This is a genomic window from Streptomyces tanashiensis, assembly GCF_014648895.1.
Classification (GTDB): domain Bacteria; phylum Actinomycetota; class Actinomycetes; order Streptomycetales; family Streptomycetaceae; genus Streptomyces; species Streptomyces tanashiensis.
This window is the reverse complement of record NZ_BMRZ01000010.1, coordinates 239,139-261,802: the sequence shown is the minus strand read 5'-3', so window position 1 is coordinate 261,802 and position 22,664 is coordinate 239,139. Positions and strand designations below refer to the sequence as shown.

23 protein-coding genes and 1 pseudogene are annotated in these 22,664 nt (G+C 73.6%); 10 read left to right on the top strand and 14 right to left on the bottom strand.

The genetic code is table 11. The features are described from left to right. Window positions 1–3 precede the first annotated feature (3 nt). The 3 genes from IE237_RS27110 (at window position 4) to IE237_RS27100 (ending at window position 1,974) form a co-directional block, all read left to right on the top strand. Window positions 4–861 carry an AraC family transcriptional regulator gene (locus IE237_RS27110; RefSeq protein WP_189804736.1) on the top strand — a complete coding sequence of 286 codons (858 nt, stop codon included), beginning with the start codon at window positions 4–6 and terminating at the stop codon, window positions 859–861. Window positions 862–928: 67 nt separating this feature from the next. Beyond that, window positions 929–1,669 carry an AzlC family ABC transporter permease gene (locus IE237_RS27105; RefSeq protein WP_189804735.1) on the top strand — a complete coding sequence of 247 codons (741 nt, stop codon included), beginning with the start codon at window positions 929–931 and terminating at the stop codon, window positions 1,667–1,669. Continuing rightward, window positions 1,666–1,974 (top strand): AzlD domain-containing protein, encoded by a 309-nt coding sequence (locus IE237_RS27100; RefSeq protein ID WP_189804734.1) that lies wholly within the window; start codon window positions 1,666–1,668, stop codon window positions 1,972–1,974. Before IE237_RS27105 ends, IE237_RS27100 begins: the two co-directional genes overlap by 4 nt. 138 nt (window positions 1,975–2,112) lie before the next feature. Here IE237_RS27100 and IE237_RS27095 read toward each other — a convergent pair whose 3' ends face one another. Together IE237_RS27095 and IE237_RS27090 are read right to left on the bottom strand one after the other, a co-directional pair. Next, the gene (locus IE237_RS27095; protein ID WP_189804733.1) at window positions 2,113–3,462 is read right to left on the bottom strand and encodes an MFS transporter; all 1,350 of its coding nucleotides are present in this window, start codon (window positions 3,460–3,462) and stop codon (window positions 2,113–2,115) included. Further along, the gene (locus IE237_RS27090; protein ID WP_189804732.1) at window positions 3,459–4,823 is read right to left on the bottom strand and encodes an alkyl sulfatase dimerization domain-containing protein; all 1,365 of its coding nucleotides are present in this window, start codon (window positions 4,821–4,823) and stop codon (window positions 3,459–3,461) included. Before IE237_RS27090 ends, IE237_RS27095 begins: the two co-directional genes overlap by 4 nt. Window positions 4,824–4,973: 150 nt before the next feature. Here IE237_RS27090 and IE237_RS27085 point away from each other — a divergent pair, with 150 nt between their 5' ends. Then, window positions 4,974–6,164, top strand: a complete 1,191-nt coding sequence (locus tag IE237_RS27085; protein ID WP_229842917.1) for a PucR family transcriptional regulator — start codon at window positions 4,974–4,976, stop codon at window positions 6,162–6,164. A gap of 54 nt (window positions 6,165–6,218) precedes the next feature. On the opposite strand, the gene IE237_RS27080 is transcribed toward IE237_RS27085, so the two are convergent. After that, window positions 6,219–7,148, bottom strand: a complete 930-nt coding sequence (locus tag IE237_RS27080) for a hypothetical protein (protein WP_189804730.1) — start codon at window positions 7,146–7,148, stop codon at window positions 6,219–6,221. A 79-nt stretch (window positions 7,149–7,227) separates the two neighbouring features. Between IE237_RS27080 and IE237_RS27075 the strand changes: the two genes are divergently transcribed. Together IE237_RS27075 and IE237_RS27070 are read left to right on the top strand one after the other, a co-directional pair. Continuing rightward, window positions 7,228–7,422 (top strand): DUF3046 domain-containing protein, encoded by a 195-nt coding sequence (locus IE237_RS27075; protein ID WP_041662943.1) that lies wholly within the window; start codon window positions 7,228–7,230, stop codon window positions 7,420–7,422. 361 nt (window positions 7,423–7,783) lie between these two features. After that, window positions 7,784–8,899: an AI-2E family transporter gene (locus tag IE237_RS27070; protein WP_189804765.1), complete on the top strand. Its 1,116-nt coding sequence runs from the start codon at window positions 7,784–7,786 to the stop codon at window positions 8,897–8,899. A 54-nt stretch (window positions 8,900–8,953) separates the two neighbouring features. Here the strand turns inward: IE237_RS27070 and IE237_RS27065 are convergent, their stop codons facing one another. The 4 genes from IE237_RS27065 to IE237_RS27050 form a co-directional block, all read right to left on the bottom strand. Further along, window positions 8,954–9,733: a cytochrome d ubiquinol oxidase subunit II gene (locus IE237_RS27065; RefSeq protein WP_189804729.1), complete on the bottom strand. Its 780-nt coding sequence runs from the start codon at window positions 9,731–9,733 to the stop codon at window positions 8,954–8,956. A gap of 33 nt (window positions 9,734–9,766) precedes the next feature. Further along, window positions 9,767–11,080: a cytochrome ubiquinol oxidase subunit I gene (locus IE237_RS27060; RefSeq protein WP_189804728.1), complete on the bottom strand. Its 1,314-nt coding sequence runs from the start codon at window positions 11,078–11,080 to the stop codon at window positions 9,767–9,769. A 135-nt stretch (window positions 11,081–11,215) separates the two neighbouring features. Continuing rightward, on the bottom strand, window positions 11,216–11,884 hold the full coding sequence (locus IE237_RS27055) for a response regulator (protein WP_189804727.1): 669 nt from the start codon (window positions 11,882–11,884) through the stop codon (window positions 11,216–11,218). Next, on the bottom strand, window positions 11,881–13,161 hold the full coding sequence (locus IE237_RS27050; RefSeq protein WP_229842915.1) for a sensor histidine kinase: 1,281 nt from the start codon (window positions 13,159–13,161) through the stop codon (window positions 11,881–11,883). Before IE237_RS27050 ends, IE237_RS27055 begins: the two co-directional genes overlap by 4 nt. 114 nt (window positions 13,162–13,275) lie before the next feature. Here IE237_RS27050 and IE237_RS27045 point away from each other — a divergent pair, with 114 nt between their 5' ends. The 4 genes from IE237_RS27045 to recX all read left to right on the top strand — a co-directional run bounded on the left by IE237_RS27045 (window position 13,276) and on the right by recX (window position 16,904). Continuing rightward, window positions 13,276–14,061 carry an SGNH/GDSL hydrolase family protein gene (locus IE237_RS27045; RefSeq protein ID WP_189804726.1) on the top strand — a complete coding sequence of 262 codons (786 nt, stop codon included), beginning with the start codon at window positions 13,276–13,278 and terminating at the stop codon, window positions 14,059–14,061. Between the two features lie 73 nt (window positions 14,062–14,134). Next, on the top strand, window positions 14,135–15,016 hold the full coding sequence (locus tag IE237_RS27040) for an alpha/beta fold hydrolase (protein WP_189804725.1): 882 nt from the start codon (window positions 14,135–14,137) through the stop codon (window positions 15,014–15,016). 183 nt (window positions 15,017–15,199) lie between these two features. Then, the gene (gene recA / locus IE237_RS27035; RefSeq protein ID WP_189804724.1) at window positions 15,200–16,333 is read left to right on the top strand and encodes a recombinase RecA; all 1,134 of its coding nucleotides are present in this window, start codon (window positions 15,200–15,202) and stop codon (window positions 16,331–16,333) included. Between the two features lie 4 nt (window positions 16,334–16,337). Continuing rightward, window positions 16,338–16,904 carry a recombination regulator RecX gene (gene recX, locus IE237_RS27030; RefSeq protein ID WP_229842914.1) on the top strand — a complete coding sequence of 189 codons (567 nt, stop codon included), beginning with the start codon at window positions 16,338–16,340 and terminating at the stop codon, window positions 16,902–16,904. A gap of 173 nt (window positions 16,905–17,077) precedes the next feature. On the opposite strand, the gene IE237_RS27025 is transcribed toward recX, so the two are convergent. The 7 genes and pseudogenes from IE237_RS27025 to IE237_RS27000 form a co-directional block, all read right to left on the bottom strand. Further along, the gene (locus tag IE237_RS27025) at window positions 17,078–17,485 is read right to left on the bottom strand and encodes a rhodanese-like domain-containing protein (RefSeq protein ID WP_189804722.1); all 408 of its coding nucleotides are present in this window, start codon (window positions 17,483–17,485) and stop codon (window positions 17,078–17,080) included. Next, a pseudogene (locus tag IE237_RS27020) lies at window positions 17,482–18,051 on the bottom strand (cupin domain-containing protein). Before IE237_RS27020 ends, IE237_RS27025 begins: the two are co-directional and overlap by 4 nt. A gap of 94 nt (window positions 18,052–18,145) precedes the next feature. Then, the gene (locus tag IE237_RS41635; RefSeq protein ID WP_310851512.1) at window positions 18,146–18,217 is read right to left on the bottom strand and encodes a putative leader peptide; all 72 of its coding nucleotides are present in this window, start codon (window positions 18,215–18,217) and stop codon (window positions 18,146–18,148) included. A 47-nt stretch (window positions 18,218–18,264) separates the two neighbouring features. Beyond that, window positions 18,265–19,941, bottom strand: a complete 1,677-nt coding sequence (locus tag IE237_RS27015; RefSeq protein WP_189804721.1) for an FAD-dependent monooxygenase — start codon at window positions 19,939–19,941, stop codon at window positions 18,265–18,267. A 192-nt stretch (window positions 19,942–20,133) separates the two neighbouring features. Next, window positions 20,134–21,024 (bottom strand): amino acid ABC transporter permease, encoded by an 891-nt coding sequence (locus IE237_RS27010; RefSeq protein ID WP_189804720.1) that lies wholly within the window; start codon window positions 21,022–21,024, stop codon window positions 20,134–20,136. Beyond that, window positions 21,021–21,695 (bottom strand): amino acid ABC transporter permease, encoded by a 675-nt coding sequence (locus IE237_RS27005; protein WP_189804719.1) that lies wholly within the window; start codon window positions 21,693–21,695, stop codon window positions 21,021–21,023. The genes IE237_RS27010 and IE237_RS27005 overlap by 4 nt, the downstream gene beginning before the upstream one ends. 117 nt (window positions 21,696–21,812) lie before the next feature. After that, window positions 21,813–22,634, bottom strand: coding sequence for a glutamate ABC transporter substrate-binding protein (locus IE237_RS27000; protein WP_189804718.1), 822 nt, complete (start codon window positions 22,632–22,634; stop codon window positions 21,813–21,815). Window positions 22,635–22,664: the final 30 nt, after the last annotated feature.

Below are 22,664 nucleotides of genomic sequence, written 5' to 3'. Positions count from 1 at the left end.
GGAATGGCGAGGGGAACGGCGAGGCACGGAGAGAGCGGGGAGCGGGCACACTACTGGCAGTACGCCGAGCTGCCCGGGGTCGACCTGCTGCACGCCCACTACATCCGCAAGGCCTTCGCCCGGCACACCCACGAGACCTTCGTCTTCGCCGCGATCACCGAGGGCGTCGAGGCCTTCCACTACCGCGACCAGCTCGTCCAGGCCGGGCCCGGACAGATCGCCCTGGTCAACCCGGACACCCCGCACACCGGGCACGCGGGCGTGCCCGAGGGCTGGACCTACCGGACGATCTACCCGGACGCGGAGATCGTCCGGTCGATCGCCGCCGACACCCTCTCCCTGCGCGGCGCCGCCGGCTTCACCTCGCCCGTCGTCGACGACCCCTACGCCGCGCGGCTCGTCATCGGTGTCCACCGGGCCGCCGAGGAGGGGAACGCGCTCGCCGCGGACAGCCTCCTGCGCCTGGTCACCGCCCGGATGCTGCGCAGCCACGGCGGTCTCGTCACCCCGCTCCCGCCCCGCTCGGCCGGCGCACGGAACGCGGCACGCGCGCGGGACGTCCTGGAGTCCGGGATGGCCGAGCCGCCGACCCTGGAGCGGCTCGCCTCCGACCTCGGCACCAGCCCGTTCGCCCTGCTCCGCGCCTTCCGCGACGCGTACGGGATGCCGCCGCACACCTGGCTGACCGACGCGCGCGTGCGTCGGGCCCGGCAGCTCCTCGACGCGGGGACGCCCCCTGCGGAGGCGGCCGCCGCCGTCGGCTTCACCGACCAGTCGCACCTCAGCCGGCACTTCACCCGCAGCGTCGGGGTGCCGCCGGGGGCCTATCAGCGCGCGCGGGGCGCGGGACGGCCGCGGTAGAAGCGCCCACAGGGCGGCGCAAGAACGTACAAGACCGGACCGGAACCCACCCCGTAACGTCTCTGACGTGGCAGAACAGACAGCACCTCCCGTCATACGCGACGGCACCCCGGCCAAGCCCGACGCGGCCGTCGTCCGCGACGCGCTCGGCGTCGGCGTCGCCGTCGGTCTATCCGGCTTCGCCTTCGGCGTGACCTCGGCGGGCTCCGGCCTCAGCATCCTGCAGACCTGCGTCCTCAGCCTGCTCGTCTTCACCGGCGCCTCGCAGTTCGCGCTCGTCGGCGCGCTCGCCGCGGGCGGCAACCCCTTCACGGCCGCCGCGGGCGCCTTCTTCCTGGGCACCCGCAACGCCTTCTACGGGCTGCGGCTCTCCCAGCTCCTCGCCCTGCCGAAGGCCGTCCGGCCCTTCGCCGCCCACTGGGTGATCGACGAGACCACGGCCGTCGCGCTGGCCCAGCCCTCCCGCCGGGCCGCCCGGATCGGCTTCACCGCCACCGGCCTCACCCTGTACGTCCTGTGGAACCTGACGACGTTCCTCGGGGCGCTCGGTGCCGAGGCCATCGGTGACACCGCGGCCTGGGGGCTCGACGCCGCGGGACCGGCCGTCTTCCTGGCCCTGCTCGCCCCCATGCTGAAGTCGGCGACCGAGCGCGCCACCGCCGGGATCGCCGTCCTGCTCGGCCTCGGGCTGCTGCCCGTCCTGCCCGCCGGCGTCCCGGTCCTGGCAGCCGCCCTCGCCGCCCCCGCCGTGCTCTGGGCCCAGGGCAGGCGCACGGCCCCCACCGGACGAGAGAAGGACTCCCGATGAACGTCTGGATCGCGATCGCCCTCACCGCGGGCGGGTGCTACCTCGTCAAACTGGCCGGCCTGCTCGTGCCCGCCGGAGCGCTGGAACGCCCGCTCGTCCAGCGGCTCGCCGCCCTGCTCCCCGTCGCCCTGCTCGCCGCGCTCACCGCGCAGCAGACCTTCAGCGCGGGTGACGCCCTCGTCCTGGACGCCCGGGCCGCCGGGCTCGCCGCGGCCGCCGTCGCGCTCGTCCTGCGCGCGCCGTTCCTGGTCGTGGTGGGCGCGGCCGTCGCCGTCACGGCGGGGGTCCGGGCCCTGGGCTGGTGAGGCCAGGGCGGCCGTACGAGGTCGGTGCCGGCGGCGGGCGGGCCTGTACTGGGCGGGTGCCGGGTGCCGGGTGCCGGGTGCCGGTGGCGAGAGCCGTGCACGGGGCCGGTGTGCTCACCGGCCCCGTACCGTCACCCCTCAGTGCGCCACCGGCACCCCCACCGGCGGGGTCTCCGGGACGCCCAGGCGCTCCGCGTCCCGTTCCGGGCGCAGGAACAGGGTCGTCAGGGCGCCCGCGACCGCCAGCAGACCGGCCGTGAACAGCCAACCGTTCTCGTACCCCCGGGCCGCCGTCGCGCCCGCGTCCACGATGCCCCCGAGGACGAGCGGCGCGAGCACCCCGCCCAGGGCGAAGACGCAGACCACAGCCCCCAGCACCACCCCGCGCTGCGCGGGCGGGGTGATCCGGGCGACCGCCGTCTGGCCCACCGTCATCATCGGCAGGGCCAGCGCCATCGGGCCGAACATCATCGGCACCCGCAGCCAGTCCGCCCCCGCCGTCGCGAAGACCGTCACGGCCGCCGCGGAGAGCAGGAGCAGCACCCCCGCGCCCGCGCCCGCCGGCAGCCGTCCCGGCCTGCCGCGCCGGGCCGCCCGCTGGGCGACCACGCCGTGGACCAGCAGGACCACGCCGTTGGCGACGGCCCCCGCGCCGACCATCAGGCCGGCCCGGTGCGCGTCCCAGCCGAGGACCGTCTCCAGATAGTCCGGCAGCCAGGTCAGCTTCGAGCTCATCAGCCAGTACGCGGCGAACGAGCCCGCGCACGCCGTCAGGAACGTGCCGCTCAGCAGGACCCGGCGCAGCGGGACCTCCGGTACCTCCGCGTCCTCCCGGCCCCGCGCCCCGCCCACCGGGGGTGCGAGCGGGCCCTCGGAGCCGTACCGGCGCCAGACGGCCGCCCACACCAGGCCGATCATGCCGACCGCGCCGAAGGCCCAGCGCCAGCCCCACCCCGCTATCACCGCGGACAGGGCGGGTGCGGCGACCGCGACCCCGGCCGCGGCGCCGACCATCAGGACCGCCGTCGGCAGATTCCGGTCGCGCTGGCCGAACCAGCCGTGCAGGTGGTGGACGGCGACCGGGGCCGCCGGGCCCTCGGCCGCGCCGAGCAGCACCCGGGTGAGGACCAGCGTCCCGAACCCGGCGGCGGCCCACACCATCGGCAGCTGGGCCACCGACCACAGCAGCGCCATCCCGAGCAGCAGGACGGACGTCCGTACCTTCCGGGTCAGGGCGGACACGGCGAGCGCCGACACCGAGAACAGGGCGAAGAACGCCGCCTGCGCCACCCCGAACTCCTGCCGGGAGATGCCGAACTCACGCATGATGTCCGGCCCGGCGAGGCCGAGGACGGCCTTGTCCGCGAAGTTGACCAGCATGAACGCGAGCAGCAGCCAGGTCGTCCCCCAGGCGCCGTGCCTCCCGGCCGTACGGACCGTCGCCGTGCTCAGGGCCCCGGCTTCCGGCCCGCCCCCCGCCCCGCTCATCCGCAGCACGAGTCCTCGTCGGCGACGACGCCCACGCTGATCGCCCCGGCGGCCCGCTCGCGGCCCGCGGCGGAGCGGGTCAGCTCCGTGGTGAGGTCCGTGCCCTCCGCCACCGCCGCGGACTCCGCCGCCGCCCAGTGGAAGACCCCGCGCGCCATCGTCGACGTCTCGCGGCCGGCCCGCGTCTCGTACACCCGGGCCCGGATCCGGGCCACCTCGGCGTCCGCCGGGGCGGCGAGGGCCGCCGTCTCCGCCAGGTGCGAGGCCAGACGCAGATCGCCCTCGTCGAGGAGCCTGGCCGCCCGCCCGGCGAGGACGAGCGCGCCGCCCGCCGCGTCCGCGAGCTCCGCCGCGACGGCCGTCTCCGGCGCCGGCTTCAGGTGGGCCGGGTTCTGGTCGTACCAGCCGCCCCACAGCCGCCACAGGTTCCGGACGACGAACTCCGGCTCGTCGTAGGCCGGGTGGAGGTACGGCTTCGCGAGCAGCTCCTCCGGGACCTTCACCCCGTGGATGACGGCGTCGAGACGCAGCCCCGCGTTCATCAGCTCCCGGGTCTGCGCGCACAGGGACTCCAGCAGGGCCGCCGTGTCGTCGAGCGCGCGAGCCGCCCGGTCCGCGCCGACGATCGGGATGCCGTGGCCGGGCAGCAGGACCTCGGCGCCCAGCTCGCCCATGGCGCGCAGCGCCCGCGCCCACTCCTCCGGGTACCGCTGCACCTTCTGCGGGTTGCCCGCGTTGGGGGAGTTCCAGATGAAGAGGTCGCCCGTGCAGAGGGTCTTGAGCTCCGGCACCCACACGTACGTGTGGTCGTCCGTCTCCCCGCGCGCGTGGAACAGCTCGAACGTCAATTCGCCGTGACGGACCGTCAACCGGTCGCGGTACGTCGTGTCCGGGCGGCGGTACTCGGTGGGCCACTCCAGACCCGGCACGCCGAACTGGCGCCGGTTGATCCAGGCGTTGTAGCCGGCGGTCTCCACGTACCGGTCGAAGCGGGCGGCCACCGCCTCGTGTGCGATCACCTCCGGGCGGACCGGTTCGGCGTCGAAGGGCGCCACCCCGAAGACGTGGTCGACATGGCCGTGCGTGAAGACGACCGACCGCACCGGGTCCTGGCTGAAGGAGCGGACGGCCGAGTGCAGCAGCCCCGCCGTGCGCACGTCGCCGGAGTCCACCAGGACGAGCCCCGCGCCGCTGTCGAAGACGGCCACGTTGGCGAAGGCGGGGAAGAAGCCGATCCGGTCACGGATCCGGACCAGCTCGTCCGAGGTGAACGCCCCCGTGAGATGCGGCAGCAGGGTCTCCTCGCCCCGCCACACCCGGTCGGTGTAGTCGAGATACGTCAGAGGGGTGTGCTCGGTCATACCAGCGGCTCCTTCGGTGCGGTGCGGCGGAACGCCTGGGCACCGAGTTTCGGCCCGTCACGTGCGGCACGACATCCCGCGGCGTCACATCCTTCGGCGGTCGGTACTGTGACCCGTCACAGTCCTGGCATGTGGAGGAGAGGAGCGGCCGTGCAGGAGGTCTCCGAGGCGGCCCGGGCGCTCGCACTGCGCTGCGAGGCCCGGGTCAACGAGCTCGCGCGCCGGATGACCAGGGACTCCTTCGCCCGGCTGCCCGGCTACGACCGGCTGCCCGACGAGATGAAGGACGTCGAGATCGCGGCGACCGTACGCCACGGGGTACGGCTCTTCCTCCGCAGCGCCCTCGCGCCCGGGGCGCGGGAAGCCGGCGACATGCGGCTGTTCCGCGAGCGGGCCGCGCAGCGCGCCGAGGAGGGGATGCCGCTCCACCTGCTCCTCCGCAGCCACAGCCTCGGCGCGCACATGCTCTGGCGGGCGCTGCGCGAGGCGGCCCTGCCCGGGGAGGAGGCGGCCCTCGTCGAGCTCGCCGATCTGCTCTTCGCGTCCCAGCCGGGCATCGTCGGCGCCGTCGCCGAGACCTATCTCGACGAGCGGTCCGCCCTGGAGACCGAGCGGCGGGCCCAGCGCCGCTCCCTGCTGCGCGGGCTCCTCGACGGGACCCTGCCCCCGGCCCGGCTCGCGGCGGCCCCGTTCGGCCTCGACGGTCCCTGTCTCGTGCTCGCCGTCGGCGCCGTCGCCCCGCCCGACGAGGGCGAGGTGGCGGCCCGGCGGCGGCTGCGCCGCGTGCAGACGGCGCTCGACCACAGCTTCGGCGCGGAGGTGCCCGCCCTCATCGACACGGGTACGGAGCCGGGGCGCGCGCTCGTACCCGGTGCCGCCGAGCCGCCCGAGGACCTGGCGGAGCGGCTCTCCCGCGCCGCGGGCACCACGCTGCGGGTCGCCGTCGTGCCCGCCGGGGGACCGGAGGAGGTGCCGGAGGCCTCCCGGACCGCCGGAGAGGTCCTGCGGGTCGCCGCCGGGTGCGGGCTGCCGCCGGGACTGCACCGGCTCGACGACGTGCTCCTGGAGTACCACCTGTCCCGCCCCGGGGAGAGCGGCCGGCGGATCGCGGCCCTCCTCGACCCCGTCGCCGGCCGGCCGGAGCTCCTGGAGACCCTCCGCGTCCACCTCGCGCACGGCCAGGACCGGCGTGCCACGGCCGCCGCGCTCGGGCTGCACCCCAACACCGTCGACAACCGGCTCGCCCGCACCGCGGAGCGGACCGGCATCGACCTGGCGACACCGAGGGGCACGGCCACCGCCCTCGCGGCGCTGCTGCTGCGCGAGGCCCCGGAGGCGTAGGAAGGCCGCCGGGTGCGCGAGGCCCCCGAGGCACAGGGAGCAGCCGGGTGCGGGTCAGTCGATGGCGCGGCCGTGCGCGCGGAGGGTCCGCAGCGCCTCCACGGTGACGATCGGGCGCCACTCCAGGGCCGAGCCGGGCGCCCAGGCGCGCCACCGGATCGGCCAGCCGCCGTCCTCCTGCTGGTCGGCCTCGAGCCGGTCGAGCGAGCGCGCCATCTCCTCGTGCGTGAACCAGCGCCCGGCCAGCGAGTCCGGCACGCGCGCGTAGTCGTGCGGAAAGTGGTGCTCACCGGGCGCGTACCCGTCCGCGACCGGGTGGCCGTCCGGCCCGCCGGGATCCAGCACGACGAGCCCCTGCTCACGGACGAGCCGTCCCAGCCGGTCGGCGGCCGCCTCCGCGCGCGACCGGTCGGGAGCCCCGTCGAGGAAGGCGACGGCCGCCTGGATCTCGTACGGATGGGACTTCTCCAGCGACTCCACGGCCGTCCAGCAGAACTCGGTGGCCCGGAAGAGCCACGCGTGCCACACCTGGTTCCGGTGCAGCACGCCGACCACCGGGCCGGTCGAGAGCAGCGCGCTCGGCGGGGAGTCGTCGACCGGGACGAAGGGCGCCGAGGGGTAGCCGCGCTGGGACGGGTGGATCGCCGGGAGGGCTCCCTCGTGCGTGGACACCTCCGTGAGGTAGCGGCAGATCCGCTCCACGCGCATGCCGCCGCAGCGGCCGATGGAGTCCAGGACCCGCAGCCCGTGCGCGGTGTGCAGCGGCTGGCTCACCGGGCCGCGCAGGTCCGGTTCCAGCGCGTGTCCGTAGCCGCCGTCCTCGTTGAGGTACGCCATGAGGGCCGTCTCGACCTGGTCCGCGCCACCGCGCAGGAAGTGGTAGGCGAACCGGCGCTGTTCGAGGACGCGGGCCGTCAGCCAGATGAAACGCTCGGCGCGCGCCAGGGGAGTCGTGGGCGCGGAGGGGAGGGGTTTTTCGGCCATGGTCCGACCGTAGGGCGGAAAAGCGCGGTGACAAGGTCTGCGGGGCGGGCTGCACTCTTGGGAGCGGGATACTGGGGTCATGCGGTTGACGATTTTCTGGGAACGGATGGCCGACCACTTCGGTGCGTCCTACGCCGAGTCCTTCGCGCGCGATCATGTGATGGCGGAGCTCGGGGGCCGGACGGTGCGGGAGGCGCTGGACGCCGGCTGGGAGGCGAAGGACGTGTGGCGTGCCGTCTGCGCCGCCGTCGACGTACCGGCCGACAAGCGGTGACCGGAAGGCGTACCGCGGGGTGACTGGCGGGGATGTGCGGGGTCCCGGGTGGAATGTCCGGGCGGTGCGCGAGACTGGCGGGGTGGCCCCGACTGACGACACCGACAAGCCCGAACCGAACGATGTGCCCGACGAGCCCGACACGACGGCTTCCGCGGCTCCGGCTCCGCCGGCCGGACCGGAAGCGGGTTCCCCGGCCCAGGCCCCGGTGCCGGCTCAGGCTCCGGTCCCGGCCGCCGGACCGGGCGAGGGGGCCGCAGGGAGCGTCACGGCGGCCGAGCCCGCCGCTCCGGCAGCCGCGCCCTCGGACGCGCCGGCCCGGCCGGACCCTGCCGTCGGCACGCCCGCCGGGGCCGCGCGGATGCCGCGCTGGCTGCCCCGCGCGCTCGTGCTCGCCCTCGCGCTCTACGCCGTCTTCCAACTGGGCAACTGGGCCTTCCACCAGCTCGTCGGCCTCCTCGTCAACATCCTGCTCGCCTTCTTCCTCGCCCTCGCGATCGAGCCGGCGGTCGGGCGCATGGCGGCGCGCGGGATGCGCCGCGGCCTCGCCACGTTCCTCGTCTTCTTCGCCGTCACCGTCTTCGGCGTCGGCTTCGTCGTCCTCCTCGGCTCGATGCTGGCCGGGCAGATCGTGGACATGGTCGAGAACTTCCCGAAGTACCTCGACTCACTGATCAACTGGATCAACCAGAACTTCCACACGGACCTCTCGCGCGTCGAGGTCCAGGACAGCGTCCTGAGCTCGGACTGGCTGCAGAAGTACGTGCAGAACAGCGCCTCCGGCGTCCTCGACGTCTCCGCCACCGTCCTCGGCGGACTCTTCCGGCTCCTCACGATCTTCCTGTTCTCGTTCTACTTCGCGGCCGACGGCCCCCGGCTGCGGCGCTCGCTGTGCTCCGTCCTGCCGCCGGCCCGCCAGACCGAGGTCCTGCGGGCGTGGGAGATCGCCGTCGACAAGACCGGCGGCTACCTCTACTCGCGCGGCCTGATGGCCCTCATCTCGGGCATCGCGCACTTCGTGCTCTTCGAGATCCTGGGCGTGCCGTACGCCCCGGCGCTCGCCGTGTGGGTCGGCCTGGTCTCGCAGTTCATCCCGACCATCGGCACCTACCTGGCCGGCGCCCTGCCGATGCTGATCGCCTTCACGGTCAACCCCTGGTACGCGCTGTGGGTGCTCGGTTTCGTCGTGGTGTACCAGCAGTTCGAGAACTACGTGCTCCAGCCGAAGCTCACCTCGAAGACCGTGGACATCCACCCGGCGGTGGCCTTCGGCTCGGTCATCGCGGGCACCGCGCTGCTCGGGGCCGTCGGCGCGCTGATCGCGATTCCGGCCGTCGCCACCCTCCAGGCCTTCCTCGGCGCGTACGTGAAGCGGTACGACGTGACGGACGACCCGCGCGTCCACGGCCACCGGAGGTACGGCGAGGCGGTCGTGGCCCGGCTGCAGAAGGCGCTGCACCACAAGAAGGAGTCCTGACCGGACCTCGCAGGGGAGCCTGGTGAGCCGGGCCGGTCGGAGATACGAGGCCGGTCAGAGGTACGAAGGGCCGGTCACCCGGTGCCGGAAGGCGTGCCAGATCCATGCCTGGACGGCCACGAGCGGCGGGGTGACGACGAGCAGGGCCGGCACCAGCAGGCCGAGCGTGGCCGGCGAGGCCGTCCGCCCCGCCAGCGGCAGCGCGCTGCCCGCCCAGAGCGGCAGCGCCGCGAGCAGGACGCCGGTGAGCGCGAAGGACTGCCAGGGGCGCCCGGCGCGCCCCACGAGCCGGCGGGCCCGCTCGTACGGCACACCCGTGAGGCGCAGCGCGGCGAACCCGAGCCCGTGCGCGGCGAACAGCGCGGCCACGGCGAGCGCGGTGAGCACCGCCGTGGGGCCCGTCGCCGGGGCGTACGGGCGCCCGGTCAGCGGGGCCGCGAGCAGCCACCCCCAGGAGAGCGCGACGATCCAGCTGCCGCCAGCCACGGCGGCGTCGCAGCCCGCCCGCCAGCGGGACCCGGGGCCCCGGCCGCGCGACCACAGTCCGGCGTCCCGGAGGATCCAGCCGGTGAGGAGGGCCACGAGAACCGGGAGCCGGCCGCTCAGGAGCTCCCCTTCGAGGGCGGGGAAGCAGCCGACGAGGACACCCGCCGCGGCGACCAGCCAGACCTCGTTGCCCAGGAAGAAGGGGGCGAAGGAGGCGAGGACGAGGCGCCGCTCACGGTCGTTCCGGCCGAGCCAGAGGGCGAGCATGCCGGTGCCGATGTCCGCGCCGGCGAGGACGAACCAGCCCACGGTGAAGAAGGCGAGCAGGGCGATGGCCAGGGTCTCCACGGAGGCTCCTCGGGCTTGGTCGGTACGGGCGGTTCAGTAGCGGGGAGCGGGCAGCGCGTCCGCCGGGTCCGCCGGCGGGGCTCCTCCCTCCCCGCCGGCGGCGGCGTCCGGACGTTCGTCGTGGCCGAGGCCGGACTCGACGGGGCCGCGGCGGGCGTGCCGGGCGAGGAGCCAGGCGTTGAGGAGGGCGAGCAGCGCGAAGACCGTGGTGAAGACGGTGAGGGAGAGACGCATGGTGCCGGGGGAGAGGTCCGAGACCGCGTCCTCCGTCCTGAGGAGGCCGTAGACCACCCACGGCTGCCGTCCCGCCTCCCGGAAGACCCAGCCGCCGATCATCGCGAGGTACGGCAGCGGCACGGCCGCCATCAGGACGAGGTGCCAGAGCCGGAACCGGAACACGACCTTCTTGAAGCAGGCCAGGATCACCCCGGCGAAGCACAGGTACATCATCAGCGCGAAGCTGATGAGCATCACCAGACCGCCGCCCCGGGTCCACGCCTCCGAGGGCACGTAGTCGCCCGGCCCGAAGCGGTCCGTCATCTCCGCCTGGATCCGCGCGATCTCGGCCGCCTTTCCGCTGAAGACGGCCGACTTCATGGGCTGGAAGGTGGTGAGGGTGCCGAACTGGAGTCCGCCGAAGACGGCCGCGGCCATCAGCGCGGGCGCCGACAGGAAGATCCCGATGCGCAGGCTGCGGCCGAAGAACTCCCACTCCGGGGTGCGCCGGAACAGGTGGTACGCGCTCACCCCGGCCATGAAGAAGCCGGCGGTCAGCAGCGCGCCCGCCAGGACGTGGCCGAAGGCGAGCAGCGCGGAGGGGTTGGTGAGGACGGCGACCGGGTCGTCGAGGACCAGCTCGCCGCCCTCGGAGGCGTACCCCACGGGATGGTTGAGGAAGCCGTTGGAGACGAGGATCCAATACGCCGAGACGTAGGCGGTCAGGACCACGATCCAGATCGCGGCCAGGTGGGCCCAGCGGTTGAGCCGGTTCCAGCCGAAGATCCACAGACCGAGGAAGGTCGACTCGACGAAGAAGGCCACGATCGTCTCGACGGCGAGCGAGGCCCCGAGGATGTTGCCCGCCTCGTGGGTGAGCCCGCTCCACGCCATGCCGAACTGGAACTCCATCACGAGGCCGGTGACGATCCCGACCGCGTAGTTGATCACGTACAGCTGGCCCCAGAACCGCACCATGCGCGCGTGCAGCGGCTCACGGCTGAACGTCGCCCTGGTCTGGAGCACGGCCACGACGGTCGCGAGCCCCAGGGTGAGGGCGACGAAGAGGAAGTGGCCGCCCGCGGTGAGGGCGAACTGCAGCCGCGCGAGATCGAGTACGTCCTGATTCACCCGGTCAGCGTCGGCGTACGGTCACGGGCCCGGCGTCCCCCCGGGGTGGACACCGGCCGTACCCCGGCGGTTGCGCCGCCCCACGCGCGCGTACCCCCTGAGTTGTCGTCGAGGCGTGCCGTCCCCTAGGGGACGTCAGGCCAGCCATCCCGGGGTGATCATCCCGGACTCGTACGCCAGGATCACCAGCTGCGCCCGGTCGCGGACGGCCAGCTTGGTCATGATGCGGCTGACGTGGGTCTTGGCGGTGGCGGGGGAGAGGACGAGCCGGCCGGCGATCTCGTCGTTGGAGAGCCCGGCGCCCACCAGGCCCAGCACCTCGCGCTCCCGCTCGGTGAGGGCGTTCAGGCGGGGGCTCGGGTCCGGCTGCCGGCCCGCGAGACCGGCGAACTCGGCGATCAGACGGCGCGTCACCGCCGGGGAGATCAGCGCGTCGCCGCGCGCCACGACCCGTACCGCGTGCAGCAGTTCCATCGGCTCGGTGTCCTTGACGAGGAAGCCCGAGGCCCCGGCGCGCAGCGCGCCGTAGACGTGGTCGTCCGCGTCGAAGGTGGTCAGGATGACCACCCGCACCCCTTCGAGCCGGGCGTCGGCGGTGATGCGGCGGGTGGCTTCGAGGCCGTCGAGCACCGGCATGCGGATGTCCATCAGGACGACGTCCGGGCGGAGTTCGCGGGCGAGCCCGATCGCCTGCTCCCCGTCCCCGGCCTCGCCGACGACCTCGATGTCGTCCTCGTCGGAGAGGATCGACCGGAAGCCGGCCCGGACCAGGGTCTGGTCGTCGGCGAGCACGACACGGATCATCGGGAGTCCCTCTCGGACGCGGTGGGTTCGGCGGACGTCGTGGGTTCGGTGGGCGTGCCGGCCGACACGGGTGCGGCGGCCGACACGGGTGCGGTCAGGGGCAGGCGGGCGTCCACCAGGAAGCCGCCGTCGACGTTCCGCGCGGTGAGCTCCCCGCCGAACGCGCGGGCCCGCTCGGCCATGCCCCGGATCCCGCTGCCCGGCGGCCGGCCCTCCGGAGCGCCCCCGCCGTCGTCCGCGATCCGCAGCCGCACGGTCTCGGCGCCCCAGTCCAGGGTGATCGACACGGTCCGCGCGCCCGCGTGGCGGGCGACGTTCGTCAGCGACTCCTGGACGATCCGGTACGCGGCGAGGTCGACGGGCGGCGGCAGCGGTACGGGCGTGCCCGTGGTGTGCGTACGGACGTCGAGGCCGGCGCTCCGGGCGCGCGCGGCGAGGTCGCCGAGCAGCGCCAGTCCGGAGGACGGCGTCGTCGGGGTGGCCTCGTCGGCCCGGCGCAGCACCCCGAGGGTCGCCCGCAGCTCGCGCAGCGCGTCCTTGCTGGTCGCCTTCACGGCCTCCAGGGCCTCGGTGGCGGTCACGAGCCCGGCCTCGGGGGCGGGCTTCTTGCCGAGCCGGTGCAGCGCCGCACCGGACTGGACGTTGATCAGCGAGATGCTGTGCCCGAGCACGTCGTGGACCTCACGGGCGATCCGCAGTCGCTCCTCGGTGGCGGACTGCCGGGCGCGGGCCTCCTGCTCCCGCTCGGCGGCGAGCGCCCGCTGCTCCACCTCGTGGAGGTAGGCGATCCGGGTGCGCTGGGCGCGGCCCACGGCGAGCAAACTGATCAGCCAGCCGGCCAGCATGGCGAGCGAGGTGTCGTCGATCTGCCGGTGCCCGGGCTGCTGCCGGATCTCGCCGAACCCGACCGCGAGCAGCGTGACGGCCGCGAGCGCGACGGCGGCGGCGAACCGGCCCTCGGCGGCGGTCGTGTACAGCGCGAGGGCGAAGGCGATCATGAGCGGGCCGTCCTGGGCGGACAGCGGGTAGTAGACGACGCAGGCGAGCAGCGTGACCACGGCCACGGCGACCGGCTGCAGCCGCCGGAAGTACAGCGCTCCGCAGCCGGTGAGGATCAGCGCCCAGCCGAGCGCCGTGCGGAGCGCGGGCTCGCTCGTGTACTGCGCCGAGACGAGGGTCCAGACCGCCACGACGAGCAGGACGACTCCCGCCACGAGGGCGTCGGCGGCCCTGGGTGACAGACGGCCGCCGCCGGGGGCGCGGAGGGGGAGGGGCATGCGTCGAAGGATAGGCCGGAGGGGAGTTCCGGAACGTGCTGGCCGAGTTGCTTAGTAAAAGAAGTGATTATGATGAAGTGGCGGGTGCGCTGGTGGTCGAGGAAGGCGGGGTCCATGTCGGACGGCACGTTTCTGCGGTACGTCGCCCTGGGGGACAGTCAGACGGAAGGGGTCGGCGACGGTGACGACACCGTCGGGCTGCGCGGATGGGCGGACCGGCTCGCGGAGTCGCTCGCCCGCGAGCGGACCGACGTGCTCTACGCCAACCTGGCCGTACGGGGGCGTCTCGCCGGCCAGGTCCGCGCCGAGCAGCTCGGGCCCGCCCTCGCCCTCCGGCCGGACCTCGCCACGGTCGTCGCCGGCGTCAACGACCTGCTGCGGCCCCGCTTCGACGTCGACGCGACGGCCGGGCACCTAGAGGCGATGTTCGCCGCGCTGACCGGCCAGGGGGCCCACGTCGCCACCCTCACCTTCCCCGACGTCGGCCGGATCACCCCGCTCGCCCGCCCGCTCGGACCCCGCGTCGAGGCCCTCAACGAGCGGATCCGCGCGGCCGCGCGCCGGCACGGCGTCACCCTCGTCGAGGCCTCCGCCCATCCCGTCGTCACCGACCCCCGGCTGTGGAGCCCCGACCGGCTGCACGCCGGCCCGATCGGCCACGCGCGCATCGCCGCCGCCGTCGCCCACGCGCTCGCGCTGCCCGGCTCCGACGACTCCTGGACCCGCCCCCTGCCCCCGCAGGTCCTCCCCTCGGGTCTGGCCGCCGTGACCGCCGAACTCCGCTGGGCCGGGTCCTTCCTCGGTCCCTGGCTCGGCCGGCGCCTGCGCGGCCGCTCCTCCGGCGACGACCGCCGCGCCAAGCGGCCGGAACTGCTGCCGGTGGCCGCCGGCCCCCAGTAGGTTCGTGGCTTCGCGCCGTTGAGGCTTCCTGTCGCCGAAGGGCGCGTCGGAGGGCCGGGATGGGGGAGAAGCCGTGATCGAGACCGACCTGGAGCTGCCCGACGGGCGCAGGCTGCACGTCTACGACACCGGAGCGGTCGGATCGGCGGGCGACGGCGGAGCGGACGGAGGGCCGGGGGGACGCTCCTCCCGGCTCACCGTCTTCTGGCTGCACGGGACACCGAACATCGGCGCGCCCCCGGGGCCCCTCCTCGCGCTCTCCGCCCGGCTCGGGATCCGCTGGGTGTCGTACGACCGTCCCGGGTACGGCGGATCGACTCCCCGCCCCGGCCGCGACATCGCGTCGGCGGCCTCCGACGTCGGGGCCGTCGCCGACGCCCTGGGGATCGCCCGGTTCGCCGTCATGGGGCACTCCGGCGGGGGGCCGCACGCCCTGGCCTGCGGGGCCCTCCTGCCGGAACGGGTGCTCGCCGTGGTCGTGGCGGCGGGGCTCGCCCCGTTCGGTGCCGAGGGGCTCGACTGGTTCGCGGGCATGACGGCGTCCGGCGCGGCGGGCCTGCGCGCCGCCGCCGAGGGGCGTGCGGCGAAGGAGGCGTACGAGGCGGACGCCGCGTACGACCCGGAGATGTTCACCCCCGCCGACCACACCGCGCTCGCCGGGGAGTGGTCCTGGTTCGGCGAGGTCGTCGGTCCGGCCGTGAAGGACGGGCCGGGCGGACTGATCGACGACGACCTCGCCTACGTCGCCCCGTGGGGCTGTGATCCCGCCCGGGTCGTGGCGCCGGTCCTCCTGCTGCACGGCGGCGAGGACAGGATCGTGCCGAGCGCGCACGGCCGGTGGCTGGCCGGCCGGTGCCCCGGCGCGGAGCTGCGGCTCGCCCCGGCCGACGGGCACATCTCCGTCCTCGGGGCAGGCCCCGCGGCTCTGGAGTGGCTCGTGGAGCGGGCCGCCTGATGGCCGCGTGGCGCGCTTGACACTAAAATCGAACATCCATTCTCATGGAAGCCCGACCCTTGGAATCACGGGCTTGTCGCCGAGTTGTCCACAGGTCGGAGGGGACGCCGGGGCCCATTGTCAGTGGCAGGGGTTAGCGTCTTTCACATGAAGCGATCGACTCAAGCAAACCGGGTGGAACCCATGGCAGGAACCGACCGCGAGAAGGCGCTCGACGCCGCGCTCGCACAGATTGAACGCCAATTCGGCAAGGGCGCCGTGATGCGCATGGGCGACCGCACCCAGGAGCCGATCGAGGTGATCTCCACCGGATCGACCGCCCTCGACGTCGCCCTCGGCGTCGGCGGCCTGCCGCGCGGCCGTGTCGTGGAGATCTACGGACCGGAATCCTCCGGTAAGACGACCCTGACCCTGCACGCCGTGGCCAACGCCCAGAAGGCCGGCGGCCAGGTCGCCTTCGTGGACGCCGAGCACGCCCTCGACCCCGAGTACGCCAAGAAGCTCGGCGTCGACATCGACAACCTCATCCTGTCCCAGCCGGACAACGGCGAGCAGGCCCTCGAGATCGTCGACATGCTGGTCCGCTCCGGCGCCCTCGACCTGATCGTCATCGACTCCGTCGCCGCGCTCGTCCCGCGTGCGGAGATCGAGGGCGAGATGGGTGACTCGCACGTGGGTCTCCAGGCCCGTCTGATGAGCCAGGCGCTCCGGAAGATCACCAGCGCGCTCAACCAGTCCAAGACCACCGCGATCTTCATCAACCAGCTCCGCGAGAAGATCGGCGTGATGTTCGGCTCGCCGGAGACCACGACCGGTGGTCGCGCCCTGAAGTTCTACGCCTCGGTGCGCCTCGACATCCGTCGCATCGAGACCCTCAAGGACGGCACGGAGGCGGTCGGCAACCGCACCCGCGTCAAGGTCGTCAAGAACAAGGTCGCGCCCCCGTTCAAGCAGGCCGAGTTCGACATCCTCTACGGCCAGGGCATCAGCCGCGAGGGCGGCCTGATCGACATGGGCGTGGAGCACGGCTTCGTGCGCAAGGCGGGCGCCTGGTACACGTACGAGGGCGACCAGCTCGGCCAGGGCAAGGAGAACGCCCGTAACTTCCTGAAGGACAACCCCGACCTCGCCAACGAGATCGAGAAGAAGATCAAGGAGAAGCTGGGCGTCGGTGTCCGGCCCGAGGCTCCGTCGGCCGAGCCGGGTGCGGACGCGGCGGGTGCCGGCGACGCGGCCGGCACGGACGACGCCAAGAGCGTCCCGGCTCCCGCGAGCAAGACCGCGAAGGCGACCAAGGCCACCGCGGTCAAGAGCTGAACCGGTGACCGGGCGCACCGAATGGCCGGGTGACAGCCCCGACTCGTCGAGGGCCGAGAAGGAGCTGTCACCCCAGGATCCGGCTGAGCGGGCGCGGGCGATCTGCCTGCGCCTGCTCACCGGAAGCCCCCGCACGCGCAAGCAGCTCGCCGACGCGCTGCGCAAGCGGGAGATCCCGGACGAGGTGGCGGAGGAGGTGCTCTCCCGCTTCGAGGACGTCGGTCTCATCGACGACGCCGCCTTCGCGGGGGCCTGGGTGGAGTCCCGCCACCATGGCCGCGGCCTCGCCCGCCGGGCCCTCGCCCGGGAGCTGCGCACCAAGGGCGTCGAGCCCACACTCATCCAGGAGGCGGTGGAGCAGCTCGACTCCGAGCGGGAGGAGGCCACGGCGCGCGAGCTCGTGGACCGCAAGCTCCGCTCCACCCGCGGCCTCGACCGCGACCGGCGTCTGAGACGGCTCGCCGGGATGCTCGCCCGCAAGGGGTACCCCGAGGGCATGGCCCTCCGCGTCGTCCGCCAGGCACTGGAGGCCGAGGGCGAGGACACGGACGGGCTGGACGAGTCCTTCTGACGCGGGGGGACAGAAGGACTCGTCCGGACCGTGCCGGACCGTGCCGGACCGGGCGGGGCCGGACCGGACCGGGGGATTGTCCGGCCGGGTTGCGCCGGCCGGAGTGCGGCGTCCGGGTTGTGCGGGCCGGAGTGCGGCGTCCGGGTTGCGCCGGCCGGAGTGCGGCGTCCGGGTCAGGTGCGGGTGGCGGGGAGGAGGACCGGGAGGCCGGCGGCCTTCCAGGCCTGGAAGCCGCCGATGAGGTCCGTCGCCCGGTGCAGGCCCAGGCGGCGCAGGGACTCGGCCGCGAGGGAGGAGGCGTAGCCCTCGTTGCAGAGGACCACCACCCGCAGGTCGTGGCTGTCGGCCTCCGCCGCGCGGTGGCTGCCCAGGGGGTCGAGCCGCCACTCCAGTTCGTTGCGCTCCACGATCAGCGCGCCCGGGATCAGACCGTCCCGTTCCCGCAGGGCCGCGTAGCGCGTGTCCACCAGGAGCGCGTCACCCGCCTCGTACGCCTCATAGGCGGCCCGGGGCTCGATCCGGTCGAGGCCCGACCTGACCCGCTCCAGGAGCTCGTCGATGCCCACTCGTTCCTCGCTCACTGCCAGTCCTCCGGACGCTCGACCTGCTCCAGACGGAGCACCGCGCCCGTCCGGCTGAACCGCCGGATCAACGGGAGCGGCGGGTAGTAGGCGTGCACCGACACCGCGTGGGTGTCCGGGGACTCGTTGAGCACCTCGTGCACATGGTGGCGGTTGAAGGCCCGGCCGGTGCCCTCCGACAGCCGCCGTGAGCGGTCGAGGCCGTCGGCCAGCTCCAGGGTCTTCCAGCCGCTCGCCGGCAGCCGGACGGCGAGCGCGTTCTCGGTCAGCGTGCCGCGCGCGGTCGCGAAGGCGCCCAGGGACTCGGCGTGGTCGTGCCAGCCGGTGCCGGTGCCGGGCGGCCAGCCGATGAGTCAGGCCTCGCTGCCACCGGGGCCGTCGAGCCGTACCCAGGTGCGGCCCTCCGGGTCGAGGGGCAGGGAGTCGACGAGTTCCTGGTCGGCGGCCGTACGCCGGACGAAGTCCAGCAGCTGGGCCGAGGTCGGCGCGGAGGTGGAGGCGGGGGCGGGGGAAGGGGAGGGCGAGGGGGAGAGGGCAGGGGGAAGGGGGGTGACGTGCTGGGGCACGGGTGACCGTCCTGAGGTTCGCGAAAGGGCGCGCGACGGCTCACGGCACACGGACGTGCGTCAGTGGCGGGTCGCGCGCGGGGAAAAGGCGAGATCAGCAGGACGGGCGACACACGCAGCCCGCATAGCGGAGGAGGTCCATATGGACCCTCCGCCACAGGCGCACATCGGTGTCGGTCACGCTCCGGAGTACACCATGCGCGCCTGCGGGAATCAATGGATGTCCGCCGTGCGGTCGCCCGGCACGGACACCGCGGGGGTCTCCTCGGCCGGCGCCTCGTCGGTGGCCGAGCCGCCGCGGGTCGCGTCCGCCGCCGCGTACAGCTCCTCCGGACGGACCCCGGAGAAGGAGGCGACGAGGTGCCCGTCGGGCCGTACGAGCAGGACGGCGTGGGCCGGGGCCCCCGGGTAGGCCTCCGTCACCAGGACCTCCGCCTTGACCGGCAGCGCCTCCACGGCCTCTTCGAGCCGGGGCATCACCCCCGCGCTCCGCCAGTGGCGCCGGTCCCACACCCCGGTGCCGGGGGCGACGAGGAGGACCAGGAGGCGGCCCTGACCCAGCCGGTCCCGGAGCCGTACGGTCGTGCCGTCGGGGGCGGTCACGCGGACGTCCTCGACCGGGGCGCCCGGCGGGGTGCCGACGGGCGTCTGCCCCTCGGTGTACGGAGGCGCGAGGGGGGAGTGGGGGTACGCCGGGGGCGCGCCGAGCGGGCCGCGCCCCACGTGGCCGTCGGTCAGCAGGGCGTCGTGGCCGCGCGTGGCCCCGGGGAGGTACGTCCGCAGGCCTCCGCCGCCGCGCAGCACCGGCAGCGACTGGTCCGCCGCGCGGAGCCGCGTCGCGACGGCCGTGCGCCGCTCGCTCTGGTAGCTGTCGAGCAGCCGCTCCGAGCCGCCGTGGTGCCAGGTGTGGGCGAGCTTCCACGCGAGGTTGTCCACGTCCCGCAGCCCCTCGTCGAGGCCCTGGGTGCCGACCGCGCCGAGCAGGTGCGCCGCGTCCCCGGCGAGGAGGACCCGGTCCACCCGCCAGCGGCGGGCGAGCCGGTGGTGCAGGGTGTGGACGCCGGTGTCGATCAGTTCGTACGGGGGCGTCACGCCGTCGCACCAGCCGGCCAGGGTCTCGCGGATACGGGCGACCAGGGCGTCCGGGGTGACCAGGTCGCCGCGGGGCGGCAGCAGCCAGTCGATCCGCCACACCCCGTCGGGCAGCGGCCGCGCGGTGATCTCCTCGGGCGCGCCGCGCCACGGGGGCTGACGGTGCAGCAGGGCCTCGCCGGGCCAGGGGAGTTCGGTGCGCAGCGCGGCGACGGCGTGCCGCTCCACGGCCGTGCGGCCGGGGAAGCGGATCCCGAGCAGCTTGCGCACGGTCGAACGGGCCCCGTCGCAGCCGACGAGGTGGCTGCCGCGCCACCAGGTGCCCTCCGGGCCCCGGGTGTGGGCGACGACCCCGTCCCGGTCCTGCTCGATGGTGTCGAGCCGGGATTCGGTGACGAGCCGGATCAGCTTCTGGCGGGAGATGGCGTCGCGCAGTCCGCGGGCCAGGGCGTGCTGGGGGATGTGCAGCGGGGCGGCCGGGGAGGCGGGAGCGTCCGGGTCCTCGGACCATTCCTCGGTGCCGCCGAGTCCCAGGTCGAGCGTGAGGCGGCGCACCTCCTGGCGGCGGCGCATGCCGCGCCAGCCGATCCAGCGGACGCCCTCGTCACGGAGGGTCGTGCAGCCGAGGCGCTCGACCATCGCGGCCATGTCGGCGCGCAGGACGACGCTGCGCGCCGGGCGGGACTCCTCCTTGCCGGCGCCCTCGTCGAGGACGACGCTGGGCACGCCCTGCGCGGCGAGCGCGAGGGAGAGCGCGAGGCCGACGGGCCCCGCGCCCACGATGATCACCGGGTCCACGGCGCGGCTCCTGAAGGCCGGACGGTCATGGGGGCAGCACAGCTGAGTGTGGCACGAGCCCGGTGGTTGATCACAGACCGTATGCAACCCACTGAGGGTGCTTGCGTCAAGCGACGGGGTGGGCGCGGTGCGGCTGACCTGAAGTCAGTACCGATCCGGCCCACCCCTGTTGTCCCACGGACCCCTGCGGGGTCAGGCGTCGCTGACGACCCCGGTCTTCACCTCGGCGGCTTCCCCCTGGGCCGGGATGGTGACCGCGGCGGACTTCCGTCCCTGCCGCAGGCGCCGCTCCAGGCGACCGGCGAGATGGGTGAGGATCGCGTTGATGACGATGTAGATCAGCGCGATGACCGTGAAGGTGGCGATCGTGTTGGCGCCGTAGTTGGCGGTGATCTGCCGGTTCTGGCTGAGCAGCTCCGCGAAGCCGAGCAAGGCGCCGCCGAGGGCGGTGTCCTTGACGATGACGACGAGCTGGCTGACCAGGGCCGGGAGCATGACGGTCACGGCCTGCGGCAGCAGGATGTACAGCATCGTCTGCCCCTTGCGCAGGCCGAGCGCGACGGCCGCGTCGCCCTGGCCGCGGGGCAGGGAGAGAACACCGGCCCGGACGACTTCGGCGATGACGGAGGCGTTGTAGAGCACCAGGCCGGTGACGACCGCGTACAGCGGGCGGAAGTCGGAGCTGACGGTGGTGAACTCCGCGTACACGGCGCTGGCGAACATCATCAGGAGCAGCACCGGGATGGCGCGGAAGAACTCCACGACCACGCCGACGGGAACCCGTACCCAGCGGTGGTCGGAGAGCCGGCCGATGCCGAGGGCGGCGCCGAGGGGCAGCGCGATCACGATGGAGAGCGCGGCGGCCTTGAGCGTCTCGGTGAGACCCGGCAGAAGGTACGTCGTCCAGACCCGGGAGTCGGTGACGAAGGGGCTCCACTTGTCGGCGTCCAGCTGGTGCTTCTCGTCCAGGGCGGAGAGCACGAACCAGGCCCCCACGGCGAGGACCGCGAGGAAGACGATCGTGTAGAGGACGTTGCGCCGCTTGGCGCGCGGTCCCGGGGTGTCGTACAGGACGGAGCTCATCGCTTCACCGCCAGTCGCTTGGCCGCCCAGCCCAGGATCAGGCCGGTGGGGAGGGTGAGGACGATGAAGCCGAAGGCGAAGACCGCGAAGACCGCGAAGAGCGAGTCCGCCTCGTTCTCGATCATCTCCTTCATCAGGACCGCCGCCTCCGCGGCGCTGATGGCCGCCGCCACGGTGGTGTTCTTCGTGAGGGCGATGAGGACGTTGGCCAGCGGGGCGATCACGGCGCGGAAGGCCTGCGGGAGCACCACCAGCGTGAGGACCTGGGTGAAGCTCAGGCCCAGCGCGCGGGCGGCCTCGGCCTGGCCCGGCGGGACGGTGTTGATGCCGGAGCGCAGCGCCTCGCAGACGAAGGTGCCGGTGTAGGCGACGAGGCCGAGGATGGCGAGGCGGAAGCCGATGTCCTCGGAGCGGCCCCCACCGAGGGTGATGCCGAGGGTCTGGTCGAGGCCGAACGAGCAGGCGACGATGACCACCGTCAGCGGAGTGTTCCGGACGATGTTGACGTACGTGGTGCCGAAGGCCCGCATGAGCGGGACCGGGCTGACGCGCATGGCGGCCAGGGCGGTGCCCCAGACCAGCGAGCCGATCGCCGAGTAGAAGGCGAGTTTCGCCGTCACCCAGAAGGCGCCGAGCAGGTCGTACTGCCCGGAATCAAGAAAGTCGAACACGATGCCCCGCGCTCTCCCCTGGTGGTCGGTCGGTGTGGAGGCCGCCGCGTGGGCGGTGGCCGGTGCCGGTGTGACGGCCGCCCGAGTACGGGGCGGCCGTCACGGCGGAGGCGCTGGTTACTTCTGGATCGCCGGCGCGGGCTCGTACTTGTAGCCCGAGGGGCCGAAGTGCTGCTTGACGAGCTTCTCCCAGGTGCCGTCGGAGACCATCTTCTCCAGCGCCTTGTTGATCTTGCCGCGGAGGTCGTCGTCGCCCTTCTTGAGGCCGATGCCGTAGTTCTCGTCGCTCATCTTCAGTCCGGCGAGCTTGAACTTGCCCTGGTGCTCCTTCTGCGAGGCGTAGCCCGCGAGGATCGAGGCGTCCGTGGTCAGGGCGTCGACCCGCTTGTTCTCGAGGCCGGTGAGGCACTCGGAGTAGCCGCCGAGCTGCTGGAGGTCGGCCTTGGGGGCCAGCTTCTCCTTGACGTTCTGCGCGGAGGTCGAGCCGGTGACCGAGCAGAGCTTCTTGGAGTTGAGGTCGTCGACCTTGGTGATCGAGTTGTCGTCGGCGCGGACGAGGAGGTCCTGGTGGGTCAGGAAGTACGGACCCGCGAAGTCGACCTCCTTCTTGCGCTTGTCGTTGATCGAGTAGCTGGCGACGACGAACTTCACGTCACCGTTCTTGATCAGGTTCTCGCGCTCGGCGCTCGGCGCCTGCTTCCAGTTGATCTTGTCCTCGGAGTAACCGAGCTCCTTGGCCACGTACTTGGCGACATCGACGTCGAAACCGGCGTACGTGCCGTCCGGGGTCTTCAGGCCGAGGCCCGGCTGGTCGAACTTGATGCCGACGTTGATCTTGTCGCCGTTGCTGCCGGAGTCGGAGCCGCTGCCACAGGCGGTGGCGGTCAGGGCGAGGACGACGGCGGCCGCCGCGGCGGCGGAGACGTTGCGAAGCTTCATGGAGGAAAGTCCCTTGAGTAGGCGTGAGTT

Coding starts and splice junctions, on each gene's coding strand:
- IE237_RS27110 (WP_189804736.1), top strand. CDS start 4: ATGGCGAGGGGAACGGCGAGGCACGGAGAGAGCGGGGAGCGGGCACAC.
- IE237_RS27100 (WP_189804734.1), top strand. CDS start 1,666: ATGAACGTCTGGATCGCGATCGCCCTCACCGCGGGCGGGTGCTACCTC.
- IE237_RS27095 (WP_189804733.1), bottom strand. CDS start 3,462: ATGAGCGGGGCGGGGGGCGGGCCGGAAGCCGGGGCCCTGAGCACGGCG.
- IE237_RS27090 (WP_189804732.1), bottom strand. CDS start 4,823: ATGACCGAGCACACCCCTCTGACGTATCTCGACTACACCGACCGGGTG.
- IE237_RS27080 (WP_189804730.1), bottom strand. CDS start 7,148: ATGGCCGAAAAACCCCTCCCCTCCGCGCCCACGACTCCCCTGGCGCGC.
- IE237_RS27075 (WP_041662943.1), top strand. CDS start 7,228: ATGCGGTTGACGATTTTCTGGGAACGGATGGCCGACCACTTCGGTGCG.
- IE237_RS27070 (WP_189804765.1), top strand. CDS start 7,784: ATGCCGCGCTGGCTGCCCCGCGCGCTCGTGCTCGCCCTCGCGCTCTAC.
- IE237_RS27055 (WP_189804727.1), bottom strand. CDS start 11,884: ATGATCCGTGTCGTGCTCGCCGACGACCAGACCCTGGTCCGGGCCGGC.
- IE237_RS27050 (WP_229842915.1), bottom strand. CDS start 13,161: ATGCCCCTCCCCCTCCGCGCCCCCGGCGGCGGCCGTCTGTCACCCAGG.
- IE237_RS27045 (WP_189804726.1), top strand. CDS start 13,276: ATGTCGGACGGCACGTTTCTGCGGTACGTCGCCCTGGGGGACAGTCAG.
- recA (WP_189804724.1), top strand. CDS start 15,200: ATGGCAGGAACCGACCGCGAGAAGGCGCTCGACGCCGCGCTCGCACAG.
- IE237_RS27010 (WP_189804720.1), bottom strand. CDS start 21,024: ATGAGCTCCGTCCTGTACGACACCCCGGGACCGCGCGCCAAGCGGCGC.
- IE237_RS27000 (WP_189804718.1), bottom strand. CDS start 22,634: ATGAAGCTTCGCAACGTCTCCGCCGCCGCGGCGGCCGCCGTCGTCCTC.